Below are 26165 nucleotides of genomic sequence, written 5' to 3' on the forward strand. Positions count from 1 at the left end.
TCCGAATCTGAAGCAGCGTCCGAATCTGAAGCCGCATCCGAATCCGAAGCAGCGTCTGAATCTGAAGCAGCGTCCGAATCTGAAGCCGCATCCGAGTCTGAAGCTGAATCAGAAGCATCAGAATCCGAAGCCGCATCCGAATCTGAAGCCGCATCCGAATCTGAAGCAGCGTCCGAATCTGAAGCCGCATCCGAATCTGAAGCAGCAAGTGAATCTGAAGCAGCGTCTGAATCCGAAGCCGCATCCGAATCCGAAGCCGCATCTGAGTCTGAAGCTGAATCAGAAGCATCCGAATCCGAAGCCGCATCTGAGTCTGAAGCTGAATCAGAAGCATCAGAATCTGAAGCAGCAAGTGAATCTGAAGCAGCAAGTGAATCTGAAGCAGCAAGTGAATCTGAAGCAGCAAGTGAATCTGAAGCAGCAAGTGAATCTGAAGCAGCAAGTGAATCTGAAGCCGCATCCGAGTCTGAAGCTGAATCAGAAGCATCCGAATCCGAAGCCGCATCAGAATCTGAAGCCGCAAGTGAATCTGAAGCAGCATCTGAATCCGAAGCCGCAAGTGAATCTGAAGCAGCGTCTGAATCCGAAGCCGCAAGTGAATCCGAAGCTGAATCAGAAGCATCAGAATCCGAAGCCGCATCCGAATCTGAAGCCGCAAGTGAATCTGAAGCCGCATCCGAATCTGAAGCAGCGTCTGAATCCGAAGCCGCATCCGAGTCTGAAGCTGAATCAGAAGCATCAGAATCCGAAGCAGCATCCGAATCCGAAGCCGCAAGTGAATCTGAAGCCGCGTCCGAATCTGAAGCCGCGTCCGAATCTGAAACAGCGTCCGAATCTGAAGCCGCGTCCGAATCTGAAGCCGCGTCCGAATCTGAAGCAGCGTCCGAATCTGAGGCAGCGTCCGAATCTGAAGCAGCGTCCGAATCTGAAGCAGCGTCTGAATCTGAAGCCGCGTCTGAATCCGAAGCCGCATCTGAGTCTGAAGCTGAATCAGAAGCATCCGAATCTGAGGCAGCTTCCGAATCTGAAGCAGCAAGTGAATCTGAAGCCGCATCCGAATCTGAAGCAGCGTCTGAATCCGAAGCAGCGTCTGAATCCGAAGCAGCGTCTGAATCCGAAGCAGCAAGTGAATCTGAAGCCGCATCTGAGTCTGAAGCCGCATCTGAGTCTGAAGCTGAATCAGAAGCATCAGAATCTGAGGCAGCGTCTGAATCCGAAGCAGCATCCGAATCTGAAGCCGCATCCGAGTCTGAAGCTGAATCAGAAGCATCAGAATCCGAAGCCGCATCCGAATCTGAAGCAGCATCTGAGTCTGAAGCTGAATCAGAAGCATCAGAATCTGAGGCAGCGTCTGAATCCGAAGCAGCGTCTGAATCCGAAGCCGCATCCGAATCTGAAGCAGCGTCTGAATCCGAAGCAGCATCCGAATCTGAAGCTGAGTCGGAAGCATCCGAATCTGAAGCTGCATCCGAATCCGAAGCCGCGTCTGAATCCGAAGCAGCATCTGAATCAGAAGCCGCAAGTGAATCAGAAGCCGCATCCGAATCCGAAGCTGCATCCGAATCTGAAGCAGCAAGTGAATCTGAAGCAGCTTCTGAATCAGAAGAACAATCTGAATCGGAAGATAATTCCGATTCAGACGGTGGAAGTGAAGGTTCAGATGGTTCTGATTCCGATAGTGAGTCTGAATCAGGCAGTGAATCAGAATCCAATAGCAACAACACTGGAGGTTCTGATGGAAACTCAGGTTCTGACGCTAACTCTGGATCTGAGGGCGTAACCGACTCAGACTCTGATGGTTCCGAAAGCACCTCAGAATCTGATGCAGGTGACAACGCTAACTCGTCTGACTCTTCTTCAAGTTCAACTGGCGACAAAGGGAAGGGCTCTGGCAGTTCTTCCTCAACAGGTACTGGGTCTGGTACTTCGACCTCAGGAAGCAATTCCGGTGATGGTACTGGCAGTATAACGGCAACCAACCTGTCTTACGGTAGTAGTAATGCAACACCAGCTTCAGCATCGACAGTTGACCTAACGGCCGATAATAACGATTCTGCAGTGGTGGATGATAATGGTAACGATTCATCTGATACTGACAAAGACAAGTCAGATGATAAGTCCAGCGATTCAAGCAAGAGTACTGTCGCAAAGGGCGGCGATGGTGATCAAATTGTTGGTGACAAGAACAGTGAAGATACAAGTTCTCCAACAATCTTGAGTTCCATTGCAGCAGCAATTGCCGCCGCTACAGGTGGGGCATGGCTCTTCCTCTTTGGTAAGCGTCGTAAGAAAGGCACGGACCAAGGGACGGACGATGACAACAGTCCCAAATAGCATCAAATAGGAACAAAAGTAGGCAGGAACAACGCCTAGCGGGCCATCACAAGTAAAATTGTGGTGGTTCTTACATAACTTAATTAAAGTTATGACTCAGATTGAGAAGGTTTCTCAAAAAATAGTGCTTCTTGTTATTAAATTTTAGGTAGTGATAAGCTGTCTTGATTGATAATGAGCGGTACAATATCAAATGAAAGGGTGGTTTTGTGGTCATTCTAACGTCAATATTTGCCTACCATAATATTCAGCTGTTTCTCCGACTAATGATTTACTTCTTCATGTGGTCGTTGGTTATGGTGTTCAGATTCTTACACCGTAAGAAGACACGAAAGCGAATGGATGAGCGGACTAAATATATGATGAAGCACACTGAAAAAGACAAGGATGGAAAGTACCCTTGGGAAATAAAAGATAATGATTAAAGTCTAGTTGTTAGATGGGAGTGTCCTGATGTACTATTTCGTGAATGAATATATCTTGCAAAAGAACTCAAGTGTTGAACACACGGCGATGAATCGTGTGAAGCTCTTCAACCATTTCCAACGGCCGGCAAAAATCGTGACTAAGATTTATGATCGGTTACTTCACCAAACGCTGACGACCTTTGGATTGAAGGATGATGACGTGGTCAACATGTTTGACTTCTTCCAAGGAACAACTGAATTGGCAGAAACTAAAGTTATGCATACGGATGATCTGCGGCTTCCCGTGGAGTCGGAAGTTAGTGTTGGAGCCAATTTTAGTGGGGTGTCAGTGGGGGATATTCCAACGGGAAACGTTGGCTTCATCCCTGGAACGATTGGCCGAGTCTTTTATCAAGAGTTCGTGGATAGTCAGGGTAATCCTATTGAAACGGACCTTTGGGACTGGCGTGGGTTTAAGTCGGCAACACAATACTTTGGTCAAGACGGTAAATTAATTATGCAAAGGTATTACCAAACGGATGGCAAGATTGTGCTTGAAGAATACTTTGCTCCGGATACGAATGGTAATCCGTTGGCTTCTAGAATGATTTTGAAAGATTATCAGGGGAAGGGTGACCAGTTCTTCCAGAATCCCGACGATTTATTTGACTTCTTCTTGGCTGAATTAAGCAAGCAGGACCCTGATACGACGACGTTTATCAGTGATCGGCCCGGGACGGGTGTGCGGCCACTCTTAGCGTTGAGGGATGCTTCACACAAGTATGTGTATGTGCCAATTAATCATGTGGTCAAACAAGCTGACCCGATCTTTGGACAGCTTGATGGATTCTTACAACCCGCCTTTGATCACTTTAATTCCTTTGATGGCTTCATAACGGCCACGCCACAACAGGCGGCAGACTTGAAGCAACGGTTCCCTAAGGCTGAGGTAACGGCGATTTCAGCGGTTACCACGACCCCATTAGTGAAGGATGAAACGAGTCTGAAACCCATGGCTAATCGATTGGCAGGCAGTCTATTGTATGTTGGGCGCATCTCCGCAGATAAACAGATTGAACAACAGATTCGGCTGTTTGCTTTAATAAAGCAGCGAGTTCCACATGCAACGTTTGACCTTTACGGTTATGGAGACCCGGCGTTTGTCAAGCAAATGACAGACTTAATAGCGGAACTGCAACTACAATCTAGTGTGACCCTCAAGGATTACTATCCAGATATTGATAAGCAATATGATCACTATCAAGTACTGATCAACCTGTCATTTGTCGATGGGGGACCAATGGGTATGCAAGAGGCTATGGCTCACGGTATTCCAGCAATCAGTACGCCATTTAACTATGGCCCGCAAGACTATATTCAAGACGGTGTTAATGGGTATCTCTGCAAACCAGGGGATACGCTGGCAATGGCCGATAAGATTGTCGACTTGTTCACAGACTCCAAGAAATTAACCGCGCTGAGTGAAGGAGCCTACGCAACGGCCCACAAGAGTTGGACTCGGCAAAAGGTCTGGAACCGTTGGCAGAAATTTCTGAAAGATTAGGGGGTCGACTAACGAATGTACTACTTCTTGAACGATAACATGCAGTTTTCAAAGTCTGGGATTGAACACGCGGAGATTAAGCGACTCCATTTATTCCAAAAGAATCAAGTGCCGGCAAAAATTGTGACCCGGATGTTTACGATGGACTTAACGGAAGTCTTGGAACAAGCGGGCATCAATCGAATGAATTTTGTTAACCTTTTCGAATACTTTTGTGGCTCTACGGGTAGTGATCGAAAGTCATTCAGCATGAATGATATTTCCTTACCTGCTAATACCACTCAAACGCGGAAGGATAATCAGGTGCAGGTCTTTGCCCAAGGGAAGATGCTGATGATCATCTACCTTCGCGAGAATAGTAATGAGATTCACAACATTCAATATTTCGATGTTAATGGCCGCACATTAAAGATGGCCTGGTGGGATATTCGGGGCTTCAAATGCCTGGAACAACTCTTTGACTGGGGTGGTAAGATTGTGGCCGAACAGTACTTTGGCCCGGATGGCCAGGTTCATGTGGAGAAGTGCCACTTGTTGAATCGGGCGGGCAAAGAACACTTGTCCTGGCGAGTCCTGAATTATCGTGGACAAAATTGGGTGTTCAACGGAATGAATGCGCTGACACGATTCTTTTATGATGAGCTTAATGATACTGGCGAAAAAAATGTTTATATCTGTGACCGAACTGTTGAATGTGATTGGGCTCTATTTAATATGAAGACCCCGGCCTTCAAGGTTCTACATCTTCATAACGACCATGTCGCCGATCCTAGTGATATGATTCACTCACCTTTGAACAACAATTATCAAAATGCTTTGATGAACTGGGACCAATGGGATGCCGTTATTTCAGCAACACCTGAACAAAGTCAGGATGTGGTTGATCGGTTTGGAACGTCTATTCCGGCATTCACCATCCCGGTTGGTTATGTGACCGATGAAGAGTTGGCCATGAAGCAAAAGCCATTCAGTCAACGTGAAGTGGGCCGGGTCGTTCATGTTGCCCGGTTGGCACCTGAAAAGCAACAGGACCACTCGATTCGAGCTTTTGCCAAGGTTCATGAACAATTTCCGAATGCGCACCTTGAGCTCTGGGGCTACGCTAACGGCGATATTGACAAGTCATTGCATCAACTGGTTGAGACGCTTCATCTAGAAGACGTCGTACAATTCAAGGGATATACCCATGACATCAATGCCGTCTATGAAGGCGCCCAGATTGGGTTGCTCCCTAGTCGTGCCGAAGGCTTCTCGTTGATGCTGTTGGAAGCACAATCGCATGGCCTGCCTATGGTTGCCAACGATGTGAAGTACGGGCCAAGCGATATTATTCAGGATGGGGTTAGTGGGACGTTAACGACTAACGGTAACGTTGATGAGCTGGCCGATGCCATTATCGATCTACTGGGGAATCAAGAAAAGTTGGCTGAATTTAGTGAGGCCGCTTATCGGAATGTTCACCGGTATTCTGAAGACGCTGTATTTGAAAAATGGCAAACACTGCTAACCTACTTTGACGAATTATCTAGCCGAAAGGAAGTTGCTCTGTGAATTACTTTATCGATGAAAACCTAGGAAGCAAATTAACTGGGATCGAAAAAGCCCAGATCAACCGTATCCACCTTTTTGAACAGGGGGGTCTGGCGGCACGTGGTGTCACAATGCACTACAATACGCAGTTGCATCTTTATGCCGATTCCTTTGACGTGCACGGTCGATACTTCTCGATGTACGATTTTTTCCAAGGAACTAAGGACGACGAAGAGGTCGTTGACCGTGGTTGGATTGATTATTGGGAGAATGTGTGTCATTTCCGAGTTCAATATTTACCCAAGACCACGGATGTCCGGATTCATGACGGCGATAACTTTCGGATGTATGCCCACTTCATGGACAAGGACTACAAGACGTTGGATTATGTGAATTACTTCGACACGCATCACGTGAAGACGATGCGGGAAATCTACGATACTCGTGGATTCTGTAGTCAAATTGTCTATCTCACGAATAAGCAAAAGGTCGCTTCAAAGGTCTATTTGAACCGCAAGGGCGAGCGTGTCATGGAAGATCTTTATGATTCATCGCCAGACTTGGAGTCTAAGTGGACTCAGACGGTGGTGAGAAATTTCCGTGGCCGCGATTACTTCTTCGACTCACAAACGGCGTTACGGACATTCTTCTTCAATCAACTCTATGAAGATGGTGACCTCTATATTAGTGACCGGAATCTAAAGCTGGCTGAGCCACTGGACAAGACGGATGATCGCGTCAAAATTTGTGGGGTGATTCACAGTACACATGCGCAGAAGCAGGCGGATGTGGCCAACTCACCAATCAAGTCACACTATCGTTATATGATTGAGCACCCTGATCATTTTTCAAAGATTATCTGTTCGACGGATTACCAACGACGGGATTTGGTGAACCGTTTCCCAGATCTGAAAGACAAGTTTGTTGCGATCCCAGTAGGGTTTACGACGCCGGTGGAGATCGATCCAAGCAAGCGCCTAACCAACCGTGTCATGTGTGTGGCACGGTTCTCTCCTGAAAAACAGATCATGCAGCAGGCAGAGGTTATCAAACGTTTGGTTCCCGAATTCCCAGATGTTGAATTACACTTATTTGGTTATGGTAAAGGTGAGAAAGAGCTCCGGGACTTTGTGGCCAAAAATCATTTGGAAAAGAACATTATTTTCCGTGGCTTCTTGAATGATCTCAGTGAGGAGTACCAAAAGGGTACCGTTTCCTTGTTGACGAGTATTGAAGAAGGCTTTTCATTGGCCACGCTGGAGGCCCAGAATTACGGCGTTCCAGTCATTAGTTATGACATTCGGTACGGACCTCGTGAAATTATTGACGACAACGTCAATGGGTTCCTTATCAAGCCAAACGATCAGGATGCCCTATATGAACGCTTACGGCGCGTTCTTCGTTCGCCACAATTACAAAAAACGTTGAGTGCGCAGAGCGTTAAGCTGGCTCAGCGGTTCTCGGAAAAGGCCGTTCTGAAGCGATGGGAAACCGTTGTGGATGACGTCTTAGCAGAATGATTGGATTAAAAAAAGCCTCGGCAATTTTGCCGAGGCTTTTGATTGTTTAGATCTGTGAATTGAAGACCAGGTTTAGGCCTAATTTAGTTGTGACGGATTGGGTTTCCGTTGCCGTTAGGCTGGCTGGAATCAGGATTAGGCCGGCCTTTTGTACCAATTGATGAGTGGCCAGTAAACCGGCCTCATCGTCATGACTTAAGAGGTAATCGAAGCCTTGTTCAGCGAGCCAATTAAGGGCCGCTTCCCGGTGTTCAGGGGCAATGGCATCGTAGGCGGTGCTGAAGGTTAAGGTCATGCCACCAGCCGCCGCAATGATCAGTTGAAGGCCTTCAACATCGAGTGCATTATCGGTGGTCAAAGCGCCCAGGATGACACCATCGACGCCTAATTGTTGGGCTTCAAGCAGATCGGCTTCCATAATCTTGAGTTCAACATCGTTGTAGACCGGCTTGCCACCACGAGGTGCGATGAGTAGGTCTAGGGTCACCTGGTGGTCGTGCGCATAGCGTACGGCCTCGGCCATGACGCCTTTACTGACGGTGCTGCCACCATCAGCAAGGTTATTGGCTAAGGCAATTCGTTTGTGTCCGGCTTGGATAGTGGCCGCCAAGTCCGTATAATTTTCAATTAGGGGTTCTGTTAAGATCAAAGTTGTCATCCTTTCTTTTGCCATCACCCGTAAAGAGTGACGGTATGTTACAATATACGCATTATTTATCTAGGAGTGAAGCATTTGAAACCGGAAAATAAGCAGCACCGTTCGTGGTTCTGGAACTGGGTGGTTAATAATCGTCTGGTTTCAATCCTAACCATCACCTTACTTATTCTACTCATTTTACTAGTGCTAAGTAAAGTTCAATGGCTGGCAACACCCTTTATTCTAGTCTGGCAAATCTTGGGGATGCCCATTTTGTTGGCTGGTGTGGGTTATTATCTTTTGAATCCAGTCGTTGACTGGTTAGAGAAGCGCCATGTTCGACGAACCTGGTCAATCATTGGGTTGTTCATCGTGGTCGCGCTCTTGATTGCCTGGGGAATTATTCGGCTAATTCCCATGGTCCAGCACCAAACGACCATGTTGATTGCCGAATGGCCGCATTACTGGCGCCAGGTATCGGACCAATTTACGCACTGGCTCAGTGATGACCGTCTGAGTGGGATTCGGGATCAGTTAGACCAGTTTAATCAGAAGCTCAGTAAGGGATCTTCAAGTGCCTTGTCGCACTTTGCCAAGAATACTTGGTCTTCGGTAGGGGGCATTGTGAGCCGGATTACAGCGATCGTGGTCGCCTTTGTCACGGCGCCGTTTATTCTCTTCTACCTGCTGCGCGATGGCCATCAACTTCCGGAATATCTTTCGCGACTTCTACCGACCAAGAAGCGTGAACCCATGATGAAATTGTTAATTGAAATGAATCGACAGGTTAGTAACTATGTCCGGGGACAGTTAGTGGTTGCCTTTATCGTTGCTATTTTATTCTATATTGGTTTCTTAATTGTTGGGCTGCGATTTGCCTTGTTGTTAGGCATCGTTGCGGGCGTATTAAACTTGATTCCATATCTTGGGTCATTCTTGGCCATGATACCGGCCGTGGTTGTGGCCGCCTTCGTGTCGCCATGGATGTTAGTCAAGGTCCTGATCGTGTTTATCGTTGAACAGACATTAGAAGGGCGGGTTATTTCCCCGCTAGTCTTAGGCAGTTCGCTCAAGATTCATCCGTTAACCATTATCTTTATCTTATTAATTGCCGGTAAGGCCTTTGGGGTCTTGGGCGTCGTCCTGGGGATTCCCGGCTACGCGGTCTTACGGGTTATCGTCACAGAAATCTTTCATTGGTATCAGAACTTCGTCGGGGGCTACGAGCAACCGACTACATTAGATGGGGGAACACATGAAGAAAATTGATCAAGCACGCCAGTTCTTGCAGGCCCGGCCAGAGCTCTTCCGGTGTCCAGTTTGCCTGGAACCTTACGACCAGGTCGTTGACCGGAGTCTAGTTTGTCCTAATGGCCATAATGTCGATATCTCTAAGAAGGGAACGGTCTATTTCATGCAGCGCGCGGTGGCCAGTGAATATGATGACGCTATGCTGGCTGCACGACGGCGCATGCTTCAGGCGGGACTCTTTGCCGGCATCACGGATGCCTTTGTGGCTAAGATGCCAACGACGCCACAGACTATTCTGGATGTAGGTTGTGGCGAAGGAACGCCCCTGAATGACGTGTTGGCCAAACGGGGGATTAAAGAGGATGCCGCCGTGGGCTTCGACCTATCGAAGCCGGGAATTAACTTGGCCACACAGTTGGACAATCAGGCTTTCTTCTGCGTGGCCGATCTGGCCCAAATGCCATTTTCAGATGGCCAATTCACCACAATTCTAGATTTGTTTTCCCCATCGGCCTATCAGGAATTCAACCGGGTGCTGGCGCCAGAAGGACAATTGCTGAAGGTCATTCCCAATAGTGACTACCTGATCGAGTTGCGTCAGGCTATCTTCCCGGCCGACAGTGCTCACGCCACCTATGACAACGGCAAGGTTCTCGGCTTGTTCCAAGAACACTATCCTGACGCCACGGCGGAACGCATTCGTTACCAGGTTCCCGTTTCGGCGCAACGATTCGCCGACCTAATGTTGATGACGCCGATGCATTGGGGCGCTACGCCAGAACGGTTGGCGGAGGTCAAGGCCAATCCATTTACCGAGATCACAGTTGATGTGACCTTGCTTACCGCACAAGGGCATTAAGTAAAACGTTTAAGAATCTTATGAAAAAGGCTTGATCGACTGACAGGGCAGTGTTATATTGACCAATGAGAAATCGTTTGGCGGTCGACATCAGCTAGTAACTGTTAGCGGCTGACAAGTAGCACTTCACTAGAGTAGTTCCTCGCCGTGCCCACACCGAGGAACTGCTTTTTTTGTGGCGTGAAAACCGTTGGGCCATGCTTGTCAAAGCCCCGGCCCAACGGCTATAATGAATGAACAGAACGGCAGTTTGCCGAAGAGAACGGAGAGACTGATAGATGACCAACCATATTGCTTTATTTGAACCCTTATTTCCTGCCAACACCGGTAATATTGCCCGGACCTGTGCCGGGACGGATACCGTCCTAGACCTGATCAAGCCTTTAGGCTTTTCGGTTGACGATGCCCATTTGAAACGTGCCGGACTGGATTACTGGGACAAGGTGGATGTTCGGTATCACGAAAATCTACCGGCATTCCTAGAAACCGTCACGGATCCCCAGCAACTTTACTTGGTTTCAAAGTTTGCCGAACGAGATTACACGGAGCCCGATTATCAAGTTAACGATCATGACCACTTCTTCCTGTTTGGCAAGGAAACAACGGGACTGCCTGAACCCTTTATGCGGGCGCACATGGAACAGTGTATTCGAATTCCACAGGATGACGAACATATTCGGGCACTTAACTTATCGAACAGTGCAGCTATCGTGATTTACGAAGTCTTACGGCAACAATCATTCTTGAATCTGGAACGGGTTCACCGTTATCCACACGATAAATTAAAATAGGCTAGCGAAAGGGGGAGCAGTCGGTGGCAACAAAAAGAAAAACAACCCGGCGGCGACCGGCTCGGCGTAAGACGCCGGCCAGGAAGACACCCCGTCGGAAACAGCCATTTCCATATACGAGTAACCTCTTAGGACTAATCCTGGTTGCTTTGGCTGGGCTGGGAGCCTTCAACCTGGGGTTCATTGGGACGTTGTGTGCCAATCTGGTCCGGCTAGTCGTAGGGGATACCTATGAATTTGGGCTAATCCTAATTGGGGCCTTGGGCATCGCTCTGACATTTACTGGAACCTGGCCCCACTTGAAGCGACATTATCTTATCGGCAGTGGCCTAATCTATGGGGGTTGGCTGTTGTGGGTCACGGCAACGCACTTTGTTCAGGTGGACCAACATTGTCAATTCATGGCCACCATCTGGCATGGCGGCCTAGCTGATCTGTTCACCGGTGGGCTGACCACGCAACTGGGTGGCGGATTAGTCGGTGCGCTGGAACTAAGTGTTGTCGCTTGGCTCATTGCCCTAATTGGTGCCCAGATTGCGGCCTGGCTGGTCATGTTGGTTGGGGTTATCGTCTTCTTTCAGATTCCCCTCGCCAAGATTGAACAGGCCCTTCAGGCGACCTGGCAGGGTCTCACCAAGGGGATGCAGGCCAGTGGTTCAGCAATTAAGCGCGGTAGCGAGTTGGCCAAAGAAAAACATGCGGCCCGTCAACAGGAGGCGGCGTCATCCGCTCCTGCAAAGCCTGCGGTGACGTCGACGGCACCAACTTCGACAGCGGTGACACCGTCAGAACCGGCGAACCCTGTCGCTGAGGAACCCAGCTACCACATAACGGTGGCCGCGAATGAGGTGCCTAAGCCACGAGCAGCTTCGGCGGCAACGGCTGAACCTGAGGTGGCAGATTCACCGACCGAGACGGAATTGCTGGCAAATAGCACACCGGTCGATCCTAATTACAAGCTACCAACGGCGGACCTGCTGAAACAAGTGCCACCAACGGATCAAACGGCCGAGGTCAACGCGATCGATGCCAATACCAAGATATTAAAGCAAACGCTGGATAGTTTTGGCGTCGATGCCGAGGTCAAGAATGTGAGTCTTGGGCCATCCGTCACCGAGTATGAACTTCACCCGGCGATTGGGGTCAAGGTGTCACGAATCGTCAATTTGGCCGATGACTTAGCCCTGGCGTTAGCTGCCAAGGGGATTCGGATTCAGGCGCCAATTCCGGGCAAATCCTTAATTGGGATTGAAGTTCCCAATAAGAAGGTTTCCACGGTAGCGTTTCGGGATGTCATTGAGGCTCAGCCGGTTCACCCAGACCGGCCACTTGAGGTGCCGCTTGGGCGTAATGTCACGGGGCAAGTGGTCAGCATGGATTTGACCAAGATGCCGCATTTGCTAATTGCCGGTGCCACGGGTAGTGGGAAGTCGGTGGCTATTAACGGCATTATCACCAGTATTTTGATGAATGCCCGGCCCGATCAGGTAAAATTGATGCTCATTGACCCGAAGAAGGTTGAACTCAGTGTCTACAATGGCATTCCCCATCTGTTAACGCCGGTGGTTTCTGAACCAAAAAAGGCGGCCCGGGCCTTGCAAAAGGTGGTCGCTGAAATGGAACGGCGTTACGAATTGTTTTCTCAATTCGGTCAACGAAAAATCTCCGGGTACAATGCGATGGTGCAGAAGGCCAATCAGGCCGACGATCAAGCGCGACCAACCCTGCCGTATATTGTGGTCGTTGTCGATGAATTAGCTGACCTGATGATGACGGTCTCGAATGAAGTCGAGGATGCCATTATTCGGTTAGCGCAGATGGGTCGAGCGGCCGGGGTGCACATGATTCTGGCGACGCAACGGCCATCGGTCGATGTGATTACCGGGCTGATTAAAGCCAACGTGCCGTCACGAATTGCCTTTGCGGTTTCTAGTGGGATTGATTCTCGAACCATTCTCGACACGAATGGGGCGGAAAAACTGCTGGGACGAGGGGACATGTTGTATCAACCCGTCGATGCCAACTCTCCGGTGCGGGTCCAAGGGGCCTTCATCCCGGATGAAGATGTCAGCAATGTGGTGGACTTCATCAAGGCGGAACAGACGGCCGATTACGATGAGGACATGATGGTGAGCGACGAGGAAGTTCAACAAGAAGCGGCGGGCGATAGCGACGATGAACTATTCGATGACGCTTTGGACTTTGTGGTTGACCAACAAAAGGCCAGCACATCACTTCTCCAGCGGCGTTTCCGGATTGGGTATAATCGGGCCGCCCGGATTATGGATGACCTGGAACAACGAGGCTATATTGGCCCGCAAGAGGGCAGTAAACCTCGTCAGGTTTATAAACAACCCACCAGTGAAGCGACTGGCGATTCGGGGAGTCATCAATCGGAATAAAAATGAGACCAAAAGAAAAGTCCCGCAGCGCTCAAGGCGTTGCGGGACTTTTTAGTCTATTGAATGAAGGCCGTGATTGCACCGAATACAAGTGAACCGATCGTTGCGATAATCATGACCCATACAAAAACGTTGGTAATTTTTTGAAAAGTTGATTTTTTCTTTTTTGCCATGCGGGATTAGCCACCTCTTCGCTTCCAATTATACTCAATTAGTTTACCGTGGCCCTGCGATAATTGCAACCGGGGAGCGTAACTTGTCAATAACCTGTCATAAAAGGCAATTGCAACTCGTCAGAGAAATCTTTATAATAAAACGGATATGAAAGAGGAGGGGCAACACAAATGGACTTTTGGACATCTCCTGGGGGACAATTGGCAATTTTAGCGATTGGCTGGGTGGTTATTCGACTCGTCAAGCAAGTTTTAAGGCGGCATTGGCCACATAACTTACTAACCTGGGATCTCATGACACCACTATTAATCATCTGTTCGGTCATCCTAATTGGGGATGGCGCAGGTAGAATCCTCCCTTGGTTAGTCATGGGATGGATGATTATTGGGGTCATTGTTACCCTAGTGCAAGCCATTCATAACCATGAATTATTGTATAGCACCTTCATTCGCACCTTCTGGCGCCTGACCGACTTATACTGGACGGTCGGTTTCGTCGGGTGCTTGATCGTCTCAATTAGCTGAATGCTTATGCATAACTATAAACGCATTTGATTATAGACTCAGTAATTTATCCGCTCAAAAAGGGCGCTAAGCCACGGTGAACACTTGTTCGCCGTGGCTTTTTTGTGCTTTGTGGGGAAATTTATAAAAATTCGGAAACAATGTGGTAGAAGGTGGGGGGATGTGGTAAACTTGGAAATAGTTACAAATAGGGGGTAATGGCTATGTTTATGGGCGAGTTTGAACATTCAATCGACACCAAAGGCCGGCTCATTATTCCCGCCAAATTTCGTGATCAACTGGGCGACCAGTTTGTGGTTACTCGAGGAATGGATGGCTGTTTGTTTGGCTATCCGATGACCGAGTGGTCGGCATTGCAGGAGAAATTGAAAGCCTTGCCAGTCAACCGAAAAGATGCCCGGGCGTTTGTCCGGTTCTTCTATTCAGCCGCAACTGAATGTGAGCTCGATAAACAAGGGCGGATTAACCTGCCCAAGTCATTACGCGACCACGCGGCGTTGAGCAAACAATGTGTGATTGTCGGGGTGGCTAACCGTTTTGAAATTTGGAGTAGCGATCGGTGGCAGGACTTTTCTACCACTGCTGAAGAAGATTTTGATGACATTGCTGAGAATCTCATTGATTTCGGCATGTAAGTTTGGGAAGGGAGAGTGTTTATGGAAGACTTTCATCATGTTACGGTCCTACTAAAAGAAGCCGTCGCCGGATTAGCCATCAAGCCAACGGGAATCTATGTTGACTGCACTCTCGGCGGAGGCGGCCATAGTCAGCAGATTTTGGAACAGCTGACGACGGGTCACCTGTACGCCTTCGACCAGGACCAAACGGCAATTACCTATAACGAAGATCATTTGAAGAAATACTTAGATGCTGGGCAACTAACGTTCATCAAGGCTAACTTCCGCGATATTCAAGCCGAGTTAGCGGAGCGGGGTATCGACCAGGTCGATGGTGTGCTTTACGACCTCGGAGTCTCCTCACCGCAGTTTGATGAGGCCGATCGTGGGTTTAGTTACCAACACGACGCGCCCTTGGATATGCGGATGGATCAGGACCAGAAATTAACGGCTTGGATTGTCGTCAATGAATGGGAATTTAACGATCTAATGCGGATTTTCCGGCGCTATGGTGAAGAGAAGTTTGCGAAGCCAATTGCCAGAGCCATTGAACGGCACCGGGCAACGGCACCCATCGATACAACTGGCCAGTTAGTTGAAATCATCAAGGAAGGTATCCCAGCGGCCGCTAGACGGCATGGGGGCCATCCAGCTAAGAAGGTCTTTCAAGCTATCCGAATCGCCGTCAACGACGAGTTAGGGGCGTTAGAAGACTCCTTGGAACAAGCCATTGACTTGATCGGGTTAAATGGTCGCGTCAGTGTCATTACCTTCCAGTCCCTCGAGGACCGGCTAGTCAAAACCATGTTCCGTGAACATTCATCCTTGCCGGATCTGCCACATGGCATCCCGGTCATTCCTGATAATTTGCAGCCAGATTATCAGTTAGTTAATCGCAAACCGATCTTGCCCTCTGAGGCGGAATTAGCCGTCAATCATCGGGCACACAGTGCTAAGTTGAGAATTTTAGAAAAAATTAAGTAGTCAAACAACCACTAAAAATCGACATAGGAAGATGATCATTTATGGCGCAAAATAGTTTAGCTGAAGCTGTTCCTCTCATTCAGGAACCCGTCCGCCGCCCAAAGGTCCAGCCACAACCAACTCCACAACAGCAGCCCCAACAAAGCCCTCAAAAACACCGGTTGCCGGTATCTAAATTTGAGAAGTGTTTGATGACGGCCTGTGGCCTTATTCTTGCTGTTCTCATGGTTAGTGTCGTCTCCGCAAAGATCGCGATGAGTAACGCCCAGCACGAGTTGCAAAGCGTGAATAATCAGGTCACTACATATACGAATCGTAATACCAATACGCAACAAGAGATTAACGAGTTGCAGAGTCGGACACGACTTGATAAAATTGCCAAGAAACAAGGTTTAACCTTGCAGAATGCCAGAATAAGGAATGTTAACAAATAATGAATGATTCCCAAAAGCAACCAACATCGAATAGAACGCCCCGCAGAAACCGGAAGCATGTCGGCCAGTTTCTGTTTTTCCTTTTCCTCGGCGTTTTTATCCTGATTGTTGGTCGTTTTTCGTATATATCGATTGGTAAGAAGGTCCAAAACGTTAATTTGAGTGCCGCGGCGCAACAGCTGTACACGGCGAATGAAACGTTAAAGGCAAAGCGAGGCTCGATCTATGATGCCAACGGCCAGGCGATTGCCGAAGATACCAGTGTTTACTCGGTCTATGTTGTCTTGGACAAACGCCAAGTTGGGTTGAATGGGCAGAAGCTCTATGCCACTAACAAGGAAAAGATTGCGACCGTTTTAGCTAAGAACTTACCGATCAGCCGTAAGAAGGTTTTAGCCACGTTGAATCCATCTTCCGGTCAGCCGTTCCAGGTTGAATTTGGGACGGCGGGGCAGAACATATCGTTAACCACTAAGGAGAAGATTCAAGCAGCACACCTCAATGGGGTGAACTTTGTTCAGCAAGAGGCGCGGCTTTATCCTAACGGAACCTTCGCCTCCCACCTGATTGGGTTGGCTCAGGCGCAAACCGCCAAGAATGGGCAGACCACGTTGATTGGGTCAATGGGAATTGAACAGGCCTTTAACAAGGAATTAACGGGGACTAACGGATCACAGAAGATTAAGAAGGATATGTACGGGTATCAGTTGCCCGGAACTAAGCAGAAGGCGAAGAAGGCCAAGAACGGGGACAATGTCTACACAACTTTAGATACACGGTTGCAGACCCTGCTGGAAACCGAGATGAGTAGCGTTCAGAGTCAGGTTAAGGCCAATTCGATGAATGCCGTCCTGATGAATGCGAAAACGGGGGCCATCCTGGCCGCCACGCAACGACCAACGTTTAATGCCACGACCAAGTCGGGCCTGAACCAGGTCTGGCGGAACACCCTGGTACAGGATGCCTACGAACCTGGGTCAACGATGAAGATCTTCACATTAGCCTCATCGATCAACAGCGGGAATTACAATGGGAACGCCACCTATCAGTCCGGGAAGTACACCATCGGTAACCAAACGGTCCCCGATTGGAATACCTCCGGCTGGGGGACCATTACCTATAACAAAGGGTTTGCGGTTTCTAGTAACGTGGCCATGGCCCATCTTGAACAGCAGATGGGTGCGAAGACTTGGAAGTCTTACATCAAGAAATTCCATTTCTTACAAAGCACCAACTCGGGTCTACCGGGAGAACTGCAAGGAAGCATTGCCTTCAAGCGACCAATCGAACAGGCTGACACGTCATTTGGCCAAGGGATTCAGGTCACTGTCTTCCAGATGTTGCAGGGCCTAACGGCCGTCAGCAACAATGGGAAGATGATGAAGCCTTACGTCATTAGTAAGGTCACCGATCCGAACACCAATAAGACCGTCAAAAAGTATTCACCTAAGGTGGTGGGTAATCCCATTTCCAGCAAGACGGCACAGGACGTTCGTAAGCATATGGAGGACGTGGTCTACAAGAGCTACGGTATTGGGAGTGACTACAAGATGAGTGGCCAACGGGTGGCCGTTAAGACCGGTACTGCCCAAGTTAGTAACGGGAGTGGTTACCTGTCTGGGGACGATAACTATCTCTACTCGGTTGCCGCAATGGTTCCGGCTAGCAATCCTAAATACGTGATGTATATCACGATGAAGCAACCTCATCTTGGAAGCAAGACGGCAACTCAGTTGTTGTCTTCCATCATGAAACCAGTGATGGCTCGTGCCTTACAAGAAGAAACCGAAACGAAAACGACGTCCACGAATAAGATGCCAAATGTGCAAGGGAAGACAATCACTGCCGCAACGTCGAGTTTGACGAAGGCGGGGGCGACTGTGACCACATTGGGTTCTGGTTCGAAGGTGGTTAAGCAGTCTGTAACGACCGGGACGAGTCTGTATCATGACCAACGAGTCTTCTTATTGACTGGTGGCAAGGTCACTTTACCAAGTTTGACCGGTTGGTCGAAGGGTGATGTGGTAAAATTAGCACAGTTAGAAGATTTGAAGCTGTCCGTCAGTGGGGATGGGTACGTCACCAAGCAGAGCTTGAAGGCGGGATCAGTCCTGACCAGTGGGTCGACACTCTCGGTCACCTTGAAACAAAATAAATGAGAATGAGGATTGACTAGACAATGATGAATGTGATTTTGCCCCTTTTGGGTGGATTTATAATAACGGTGGCATTTATGCCCGCACTAATCCGGTATTTCCGGGCCCGTCATGAGGGACAAATGATTCGGGAGGAAGGCCCAACTTGGCACGAGAAGAAGTCGGGGACGCCCACAATGGGGGGACTCCTCTTCATTATCGCCATCGTCGTCATGACGCTGGCAACCAGCTGGGGCGTTTCACCCCATCACATGTTGTCCACAACTTGGATTTTATTATTTATCTTGGTTTTGTATGGTGGATTGGGTGCCTGGGATGACAGCATCAAGTTATTCCACCGGCAAAATGAAGGTCTCAAGGCTTGGCAAAAGCTTTTGGGCCAGATTGTCGGGGCATTAATTCTATTTTGGGTTTACACTCACGAACACTTGCCAATGGCGCTGCACATTCCAGGCATGGGCGATTGGACGATGAGTGGCTGGTATGCCATCTTTGTTGTGATTTGGCTGGTTGGGTTCTCCAACGCCGTTAATTTATCCGACGGCTTAGATGGACTGGTCAGTGGGTTAGCAAGCATTGCATTTGCGGCGTACGGCATTGTTGCTTGGCATCAAATGCAAATGAACATTGCACTATTTTGTTTTGCCGTAGTTGGCAGTCTGCTCGGGTTCTTAATCTTTAACCACAAACCAGCGAAAATCTTTATGGGGGACACCGGATCGTTAGCTTTAGGTGGTGCCTTGGCAGCGGTAGCCATTCTGTTGCACCATGAATTATCATTGCTGTGGATTGGGTTGGTTTTCGTCATTGAGACGGCGAGCGTTATGTTGCAGGTAGCCTCATTCAAGTTAACTGGAAAGCGAATCTTCTTGATGAGCCCCATTCATCACCACTTTGAAATGCTCGGTTGGAGCGAGTGGAAGATTGATTTCACCTTCTGGACAATTGGGTTGATTACCGCGTTAAGCGGTGTCTGGGTCATCTTAGCAAGATAATCGTCAACTGATGGGCCGACTTGCCTATTGGGGTGGAGTGGGTCCTTTTTTAATCATTACAAACTTTCAGAATGGAGTGAACGTTATGAAGCAAGTGACAACGTATACTGGGAAAAAGGTACTTGTTTTAGGGTTAGCCATGAGTGGTGCCAGCGCTGCTAAATTGTTAATGCGGTTGGGTGCCGACGTCACGGTCAGCGACCTGAAGCCATTAGCTGAAAATAAAGAGGCTCAAGAGCTACAGGCCGCTGGTTGCAAGGTGATTACCGGTGAACAAACCCCCGACCAACTAGATGCGGGCTTTGATCTGATGGTTAAGAACCCTGGAATTTCATATGATATTCCCATTGTTAAGCGTGCTTTAGAGCTGAAGCTTCCAATCGTTGGGGAAATGGAATTAGCCAGTGAAGTGGCTGATGCTGAATTAGTGGCGGTCACCGGGAGCAACGGGAAGACCACGACGACGACCATGATTCAAAAGATGTTGGATCATGATCGGCAAGCAGGTAAAGCCGTTTACGCAGGGAACATTGGGGTACCAGCCTCGAAGGTTGCCCAAGAGGTGACGGCCGATGACACGTTGGTCTTAGAAATTTCAAGTTTCATGTTAACCGAAACAACCACCTTCCATCCACACTTTGCGGTGTTAACGAATATCTTCTCCAATCATTTGGACTATCACAAGACGCGAGCCAACTATGTTGCCGCCAAAATGAAGATTACGGCTAATCAAACGGCCGATGACTACTTTGTCGTGAACTTCGATAATCCTGAATGGCGCGACCTCAGCAAGAAGTCGGCGGCCCAAGTGGTGCCATTCTCACGGGAAAACAATTCCGAAGAGGGGTCGTATGAGAAGGACGGCACGCTTTACTTCCGTGGCGAGGCCATCATGCCAGCCAGCGAGGTCAAAGTTCCTGGTGACCATAATATTGAAAATGTGTTGGCCGCCATTGCGGTTGCCAAGCTTGAAGGGGTCAGCAACGCAGCGATTGTTGGCGTGTTACGGAGCTTTGGCGGTGTTCGACATCGGACGCAATACGTTCTGGAGGCCGATGGTCGTCAATACTACAACGACTCCAAGGCCACGGACATGGAGGCCACTGAAATGGCCCTGAAGGGTTTCAAGGCGCCAGTCGTTCTCTTGGCAGGCGGTTTGGACCGGGGGTACACCTTTGAGAAGATGATTCCGGCCTTTAAGGCCCATGTCAAGGCGATTATTCTCTTCGGGGAAACGGCTAAATTGCTGGAAGATACGGCGAAGGAAGCCGGCATTAAGACGATCAAAATGTCTGAAAATGTTGAAACGGCCGTACCATTGGCCTATGAACTAAGTGACCCAGGCGACATTATTTTGCTTTCACCAGCGAATGCTAGTTGGGACCAATATCCTAGCTTCGAAGTTCGGGGTGACCGCTTTATCAAGGCCGTCGAAAAATTAACGGGTAAACAGGAGGAAGCATAACATGCGATTAATGGTTTCGGGCGGTGGAACCGGGGGGCATATCTATCCGGCCCTGGCGCTAATCAAAGCTTTAAAGAAACGGGATCCGCAGGCCGAAGTCATGTACGTCGGTTCCGAACGGGGCCTTGAGAGTTCCATCGTTCCTGCGAAGGGGATTCCCTTCCAAAGTACCAAGATTCAAGGTTTCAAACGATCTCTGTCCTTAGAGAATTTCAAGACGGTGTGGCTCTTCTTGAAGAGCGTCCATGCCGCTAAAAAAATGATTCGTGACTTCAAACCGGATGTTGTCATTGGTACCGGGGGCTATGTGTCTGGCGCCGTGGTCTATGCGGCGGCGAAGCTGCATGTGCCGACGATGATTCATGAACAGAATAGTGTCGTTGGGATTACCAATCGATTCCTGAGCCGATACGTTGATCGCATTGCCTACGTCTTTGACGCGGCCCTCGACCAGCTTCCAGCCAATAAGATGGTTAAGACCGGTAATCCACGGGCTCAAGAAGCTGCAGAGGTTGTCAGTCACTTCAGCTGGGCTGAATATCAACTGAAGGATGATGTCCCCACGCTGTTAATCTTTGGGGGCTCCCAAGGGGCCTTGAAGATTAATGCAGCCACGGTGGCGGCAATTCCGGCCTTCAATGAACGAGATTACCAGGTCGTCTTCGTTACTGGACAGAAGCGGTATGACGGTGTTATGGACCAGTTGAAACACGTCGAGGTTGCCGCTAACGTTGTGGTTAAGCCTTATATTGCCAACATGCCGGAGGTTTTGCCTAAGGTTGCAGCGATTGTGGGCCGAGCCGGTGCTACCAGTTTGGCTGAAATTACGGCGGACGGCATTCCATCTATTCTGATTCCGAGTCCCTATGTGACGGCGGACCATCAGACTAAGAACGCCCAATCGTTAGCGACTGTGGGTGCGGCCGAGATCATTACCGAAGCCGATTTGTCTGCCGACACTCTGTTGGCTAAGGCTGATCAGTTGATGAACGATGATGGCTTGCGTCAAGACATGGCGGCCGCTTCTAAGCGGCTCGGTGTGCCGGATGCTGCCGACCGCGTCTTGGACGTGGTTTTATCACTCAAGCGTGGCTAGCGCTAATCTAAACGGCGGGAGGTCTGCCACGTGAAGTTTCGGTTAAATCGTCATGACGACAAGCAGCAGAAGTCATTGACACCTTGGGAAAAGTATCAGGAGCAACAGGATGAGCAGAAGCGACAAAAGAAAACGCCGAACTGGGTTCATCGGGCCAAACGAATTGGCGACAAACTTCCGAAGTTAAAGCATCAGCGGAATCTGAAACTATATCGTCGACTAGGCCTGCTGCTTGGCGTCTTCACGGTCGTTATTCTGGCGATGGTGTACCTGGTGTCGCCGCTCAGTCATTTTCAGAAGATTACTGTTCGTGGGGCCGAGGCCCTGTCCGCCAAACAGGTTCAACAAGCGGCAGGTGTTCGTCCCGGCGATTCGATTTTCAGTGTGACGGGCCATGAAAGTAAGGTGGCCAAACGAGCCGTGAAAAATAACTCCCGAATTAAGAAGGCCCGCGTTATATTTGCTAAGCCCAATCATCTCACCATTCGCGTGGTGGAGTATGAAACGGCTGGCTATGTGATGCGAGACAATCGTTACGATGAGGTGTTAGAGAACGGTATCGTTAGCCATCAGTCCGTGTCTCAGCCTAAGAGTGGGACACCAGTGTATGGCAACTTCAAGAGTTCGAAGAGCCTGCATAAGATGATTCTGCAGTATGCCAAGCTGGATGCGGACATCAAACGTAGTATTAGTGAGATTCAAGCGTCACCAACCAAATCGAATCCGAACCGCCTGCATTTGTTCATGAATGATGGAAATGAAGTGTATGCAACCATTACCAATTTCTCAACAAAAATGGCCTATTACCCGGGCATTGCTGCCAAAATGAAACAAAAAGGTGTGGTCAATCTGGAAGTGGGCGCTTACTCGTATCCTTTTAAGAAATAATTCATTTTGATTGCAGTGGGGAAAAAGCGTCAATTAGGCTTTTTCAAGTCCTAGTAAATGTGGTAAACTGAAAAATAATTAGGAGAAAAAGCGAATTCATGCAGTGTTGATAGTATAGATTAACTTAGGAGGTTCCTTTTTCTATGGATAATTCAGGGATGTACGTAGGTCTCGATATAGGAACCACCTCAATAAAAGTCATTGTTGCTGAGAATGTTAAAGGGCAAATGAACGTTATTGGTGTGGGTAACGAGCGCTCAAGTGGTGTCAACCGCGGTGTTATCGTGGACATTGACAAGGCAGCTGAAGCCATTCAGCGGGCCGTTCGTCAGGCCGAAGAAAAGGCTAGTATCGAGATTCATGATGTGATTGTGGGAATTCCCGCAAATATGTTAAAAATTGAGCCTTGTAGCGGCATGATTGCTATCGATGATCAGTCACGTGAAATTACGGGACGAGATGTTCGGAGTGTCGCAACGGCGGCTTTGATTCAGAACTTACCGCCAGAACGGGAAGTTGTGGATATTTTAGCCGATGAATTTGTCGTCGACGGTTTCGATGGGATTAAAGACCCTCGCGGAATGGTCGGCGTGCGGCTTGAATTACACGGGACCCTATTTACCGGCCCTAAGACTATCATGCACAATACTCGTAAGGCCGTTGAACAGGCTGGCCTGAACCTGCGGGGAACGGTCATCAATCCAATGGCTCAAGGGATGATGGTCATGAACGATGGTGAGCAAGATTTCGGAACCGTTCTGATCGATCTCGGGGGAGGTCAATCAACGGCTGCCGTTATCCATGATCATCAGCTGAAGTACATTGATGTTGACCAAGAAGGTGGCCAATTTATCACGAAGGATATCTCCGTTGTGTTGAATACTTCCTTGGATAGTGCAGAAAAGCTCAAGCGCGATTATGGTTACGCGGATTCAACGCAAGCTAGCGAAGAGGACGAGTTCCCAGTCGATGTTGTGGGCCAAAGCCAACCAACACCAATCTCCGAAAAATATTTAGCAGAAATTATTGAGGCGCGGCTGACCCAAGTGTTTGAGCGTTTACGCACAAACTTGGATGAGGTTCAAGCCTTGGAATTACCCGGTGGGATCGTCTTGACCGGTGGGGTTTCGGCCTTGCCAGGCATCACAGAACTCGCAACCGAGGAATTTGGCACCCACGTTCGGGCGTATGTTCCGGACCAAATGGGCTTACGTCATCCGTCATTCACTTTGGCCTTGGCGCTCGTTAAATACTTTGGGGGGCTGAGTGAGATCGATCTGCTCATCAAGAGCGCGTTGACCGGCTCCACCCAATTAGCCGACGAAACTGATGAGCTTCGTCAGCGTGAACAAGCCAATGAGGCTGCGACGACTTCGTCCGAGCAACCACGACAGGCTAAAGCAAAGGCAAGCAAACCTAAGAAGAATCGGTCCGAAGGGTTCAAGAAGTTCTTCAGTGACTTCTTCGACTAACGCGAGATGGAGGAATAAGACAAATGGAATATTCACTAGATTCTGCACAGAATAATGGCGCAGTCATCAAGGTGATTGGTGTCGGTGGCGGTGGCAATAACGCCGTTAACCGGATGATTGCTGAAGATGTTAAGGGTGTCGAATTTATCGTGGCTAACACGGATGTTCAAGCCCTGGAGGCCTCAAAGGCCGAAACCAAGATTCAACTCGGGCCGAAACTGACCAAGGGGCTTGGCGCTGGTGCTAACCCTGAGGTTGGTGCCAAGGCCGCCGAAGAAAGCGAAGAAGCAATCACCGAGGCACTTGAAGGTGCCGACATGGTCTTTGTTACCGCCGGAATGGGTGGGGGTACCGGTAACGGTGCCGCTCCTATCGTGGCTAAAATCGCCAAGGAGAGCGGTGCACTGACTGTTGGGGTTGTTACCCGGCCATTCAGTTTTGAAGGCCCACGGCGTGGTCGTTTCGCCGCTGAAGGCGTTGCTGCAATGAAGGAGAACGTGGATACGTTGATCGTCATTGCTAACAACCGCCTGTTAGAGATTGTCGACAAGAAAACGCCGATGATGGAAGCCTTCCAAGAAGCCGACAACGTCTTACGTCAAGGGGTCCAAGGGATCTCTGATCTGATCACGAGTCCCGGTTATGTTAACTTGGACTTCGCTGACGTGAAGACCGTTATGAAGGACCAAGGTTCTGCTTTGATGGGGATCGGGTCTGCCAACGGCGAAAACCGAACCGAAGATGCTACCAAGAAGGCCATTTCTTCACCACTGTTAGAAGTTTCTATCGATGGTGCCGAACAAGTCCTCTTGAACATCACGGGTGGCCCAGACCTGTCTCTGTTTGAAGCGCAAGCTGCTTCTCAAATCGTTTCTGACGCTGCCACTAGCGACGTCAACATTATCTTCGGGACGTCGATTGACGAAGACCTGGGTGATGAAGTTCGGGTTACGGTTATTGCGACCGGGATTGATAAGAAGAAGGAAGAACGCGAGGCTGCTCAACACAGTCGAGTTGCTCGCCGTGAAGGCCAACAACGGGTTGCTTCCAATGACGACCAAGCCGCTGCCAGCGATCAGAGCCAAGACCAAGATCCATTTGGCAACTGGGATATTCGTGAACCAGCGCATCGTCCAGAACCCAAGAAGAGTTCTAGCAGCGATGAGTTTGCTGGCGTTGATAAGCCAGATTTTAATATTTTTAATCCAAGTTCTAATGACACGAGTGCCGCAGATGATCAGAAGGGTGAGGATACCCCACCTTTCTTCAAACGGCGCCGTAAGTAATTCATTTGCTTGAATGCGTATTGAGAGGAGTGGCTAACGATGGCGGAGAAGTTTAGTCTAAGCAAGTTTTTTGGAATGAACGATGATTATGACGAAGACTACCAGGACGATCCAGCTCCGGTAGCGAAGCCAGCACCGGCAGCTCCTAGTCGACCAGTTGATAGTCGGAAGGTGGTTGCGATGCATTCAGCCAAGCCCAACACGAGTCACATTGCAATTTGCGAACCACGAATCTATTCGGATGCCAAGTCCATCGCCAAGCGAATCACGGCGGGAGACGCGGTTATCGTGAACTTCGCCCGGGTTGATGAAACCCAGGCCCAACGAATCGTGGATTTCTTAAACGGCACGGCCTATGCCGTGGGTGGCGAAATCCAGCGGATTGGAGAACAAATCTTTCTCTGTGCGCCGCATAACTTTGAGGTTAGCGGAGACGTTGCAGCTAACTTAGGCACTCAGTTCAAGCAATAAAGGAGCGACGTTGTGGTACAAATTGTAGGTTTAATCTTTCAGGCACTGATCTGGCTGGTGAGCGCTTATACGGTGCTTATCGTGATTTGGGCCTTGCTCAGCTGGTTGCCAGGGGGGTATCAATCCAAGTTTGGTCAAATCGTCGGGCGGCTAGTCCTGCCGTTCTTGCAATACTTTGATTTTATTTCGGTTGGTCCCATTGGCCTTGGGCCGATCGCGGCCATTATCGTGCTGTCGATCGTTCAGAATGGCCTAAGATTTTTGGCACAAATTGTCATAACACACATGTGATATCAGTGAGGGGGTGT

22 protein-coding genes and 1 pseudogene are annotated in these 26165 nt (G+C 49.1%); 21 read left to right on the forward strand and 2 right to left on the reverse strand.

The annotated features are described in order from the left end of the window. From EKM96_RS10545 to EKM96_RS03260, 4 genes and pseudogenes are all read left to right on the forward strand, one after another. A pseudogene (locus EKM96_RS10545) lies at positions 1–2334 on the forward strand (hypothetical protein); the annotation flags it as partial. A 453-nt stretch (positions 2335–2787) separates the two neighbouring features. Then, positions 2788–4305, forward strand: a complete 1518-nt coding sequence (locus EKM96_RS03250; RefSeq protein WP_125640318.1) for a glycosyltransferase — start codon at positions 2788–2790, stop codon at positions 4303–4305. Positions 4306–4320: 15 nt separating this feature from the next. Then, the gene (locus tag EKM96_RS03255; RefSeq protein ID WP_125639678.1) at positions 4321–5856 is read left to right on the forward strand and encodes a glycosyltransferase family 4 protein; all 1536 of its coding nucleotides are present in this window, start codon (positions 4321–4323) and stop codon (positions 5854–5856) included. Beyond that, positions 5853–7355, forward strand: a complete 1503-nt coding sequence (locus tag EKM96_RS03260; RefSeq protein WP_125639681.1) for a glycosyltransferase — start codon at positions 5853–5855, stop codon at positions 7353–7355. Before EKM96_RS03255 ends, EKM96_RS03260 begins: the two co-directional genes overlap by 4 nt. 46 nt (positions 7356–7401) lie before the next feature. Here the strand turns inward: EKM96_RS03260 and EKM96_RS03265 are convergent, their stop codons facing one another. Continuing rightward, positions 7402–8013, reverse strand: a complete 612-nt coding sequence (locus tag EKM96_RS03265) for a copper homeostasis protein CutC (protein ID WP_225417573.1) — start codon at positions 8011–8013, stop codon at positions 7402–7404. Positions 8014–8088: 75 nt separating this feature from the next. On the opposite strand from EKM96_RS03265, the gene EKM96_RS03270 reads away from it, so the two are divergent. The 4 genes from EKM96_RS03270 (at position 8089) to EKM96_RS03285 (ending at position 13295) form a co-directional block, all read left to right on the forward strand. Continuing rightward, on the forward strand, positions 8089–9261 hold the full coding sequence (locus tag EKM96_RS03270) for an AI-2E family transporter (RefSeq protein ID WP_125639687.1): 1173 nt from the start codon (positions 8089–8091) through the stop codon (positions 9259–9261). After that, the gene (locus EKM96_RS03275; RefSeq protein ID WP_125639690.1) at positions 9248–10102 is read left to right on the forward strand and encodes a methyltransferase domain-containing protein; all 855 of its coding nucleotides are present in this window, start codon (positions 9248–9250) and stop codon (positions 10100–10102) included. Before EKM96_RS03270 ends, EKM96_RS03275 begins: the two co-directional genes overlap by 14 nt. A 278-nt stretch (positions 10103–10380) precedes the next feature. Further along, a complete protein-coding gene (locus EKM96_RS03280; protein ID WP_125639693.1) occupies positions 10381–10893 on the forward strand; it encodes a tRNA (cytidine(34)-2'-O)-methyltransferase in 513 nt (170 codons plus the stop codon). A gap of 23 nt (positions 10894–10916) precedes the next feature. After that, positions 10917–13295 carry a DNA translocase FtsK gene (locus tag EKM96_RS03285; RefSeq protein WP_125639696.1) on the forward strand — a complete coding sequence of 793 codons (2379 nt, stop codon included), beginning with the start codon at positions 10917–10919 and terminating at the stop codon, positions 13293–13295. 56 nt (positions 13296–13351) lie between these two features. Here the strand turns inward: EKM96_RS03285 and EKM96_RS03290 are convergent, their stop codons facing one another. Then, positions 13352–13468, reverse strand: coding sequence for a DUF4044 domain-containing protein (locus EKM96_RS03290; RefSeq protein ID WP_082622315.1), 117 nt, complete (start codon positions 13466–13468; stop codon positions 13352–13354). A 171-nt stretch (positions 13469–13639) separates the two neighbouring features. On the opposite strand from EKM96_RS03290, the gene EKM96_RS03295 reads away from it, so the two are divergent. The 13 genes from EKM96_RS03295 to EKM96_RS03355 all read left to right on the forward strand — a co-directional run bounded on the left by EKM96_RS03295 (position 13640) and on the right by EKM96_RS03355 (position 26148). After that, positions 13640–13993, forward strand: a complete 354-nt coding sequence (locus EKM96_RS03295; protein ID WP_125639698.1) for a DUF3397 family protein — start codon at positions 13640–13642, stop codon at positions 13991–13993. Between the two features lie 203 nt (positions 13994–14196). Next, positions 14197–14628: a division/cell wall cluster transcriptional repressor MraZ gene (gene mraZ, locus EKM96_RS03300; protein ID WP_125640321.1), complete on the forward strand. Its 432-nt coding sequence runs from the start codon at positions 14197–14199 to the stop codon at positions 14626–14628. A 21-nt stretch (positions 14629–14649) separates the two neighbouring features. Beyond that, positions 14650–15594: a 16S rRNA (cytosine(1402)-N(4))-methyltransferase RsmH gene (rsmH, locus tag EKM96_RS03305; RefSeq protein ID WP_125639700.1), complete on the forward strand. Its 945-nt coding sequence runs from the start codon at positions 14650–14652 to the stop codon at positions 15592–15594. A gap of 41 nt (positions 15595–15635) precedes the next feature. Continuing rightward, positions 15636–16028, forward strand: a complete 393-nt coding sequence (gene ftsL / locus EKM96_RS03310; RefSeq protein WP_125639703.1) for a cell division protein FtsL — start codon at positions 15636–15638, stop codon at positions 16026–16028. Then, on the forward strand, positions 16028–18187 hold the full coding sequence (locus EKM96_RS03315) for a penicillin-binding transpeptidase domain-containing protein (protein WP_125639706.1): 2160 nt from the start codon (positions 16028–16030) through the stop codon (positions 18185–18187). The genes ftsL and EKM96_RS03315 overlap by 1 nt, the downstream gene beginning before the upstream one ends. Positions 18188–18207: 20 nt before the next feature. Beyond that, a complete protein-coding gene (gene mraY, locus EKM96_RS03320) occupies positions 18208–19179 on the forward strand; it encodes a phospho-N-acetylmuramoyl-pentapeptide-transferase (protein WP_164510967.1) in 972 nt (323 codons plus the stop codon). Between the two features lie 85 nt (positions 19180–19264). Beyond that, positions 19265–20644: a UDP-N-acetylmuramoyl-L-alanine--D-glutamate ligase gene (murD, locus tag EKM96_RS03325; RefSeq protein ID WP_125639709.1), complete on the forward strand. Its 1380-nt coding sequence runs from the start codon at positions 19265–19267 to the stop codon at positions 20642–20644. Position 20645: 1 nt separating this feature from the next. Further along, on the forward strand, positions 20646–21740 hold the full coding sequence (gene murG / locus EKM96_RS03330; protein ID WP_125639712.1) for an undecaprenyldiphospho-muramoylpentapeptide beta-N-acetylglucosaminyltransferase: 1095 nt from the start codon (positions 20646–20648) through the stop codon (positions 21738–21740). Positions 21741–21770: 30 nt separating this feature from the next. Then, positions 21771–22628: a cell division protein FtsQ/DivIB gene (locus tag EKM96_RS03335; protein ID WP_125639715.1), complete on the forward strand. Its 858-nt coding sequence runs from the start codon at positions 21771–21773 to the stop codon at positions 22626–22628. A gap of 143 nt (positions 22629–22771) precedes the next feature. Continuing rightward, positions 22772–24100: a cell division protein FtsA gene (gene ftsA / locus EKM96_RS03340; RefSeq protein ID WP_125639718.1), complete on the forward strand. Its 1329-nt coding sequence runs from the start codon at positions 22772–22774 to the stop codon at positions 24098–24100. Positions 24101–24123: 23 nt separating this feature from the next. Beyond that, positions 24124–25386: a cell division protein FtsZ gene (ftsZ, locus tag EKM96_RS03345; protein WP_125639721.1), complete on the forward strand. Its 1263-nt coding sequence runs from the start codon at positions 24124–24126 to the stop codon at positions 25384–25386. 39 nt (positions 25387–25425) lie between these two features. Then, on the forward strand, positions 25426–25857 hold the full coding sequence (locus EKM96_RS03350; RefSeq protein ID WP_125639724.1) for a cell division protein SepF: 432 nt from the start codon (positions 25426–25428) through the stop codon (positions 25855–25857). 12 nt (positions 25858–25869) lie between these two features. Next, positions 25870–26148, forward strand: coding sequence for a YggT family protein (locus EKM96_RS03355; RefSeq protein ID WP_125639727.1), 279 nt, complete (start codon positions 25870–25872; stop codon positions 26146–26148). Positions 26149–26165 lie beyond the last annotated feature (17 nt).

Source organism: Levilactobacillus tangyuanensis (genome assembly GCF_003946545.1).
Lineage (GTDB): Bacteria > Bacillota > Bacilli > Lactobacillales > Lactobacillaceae > Levilactobacillus > Levilactobacillus tangyuanensis.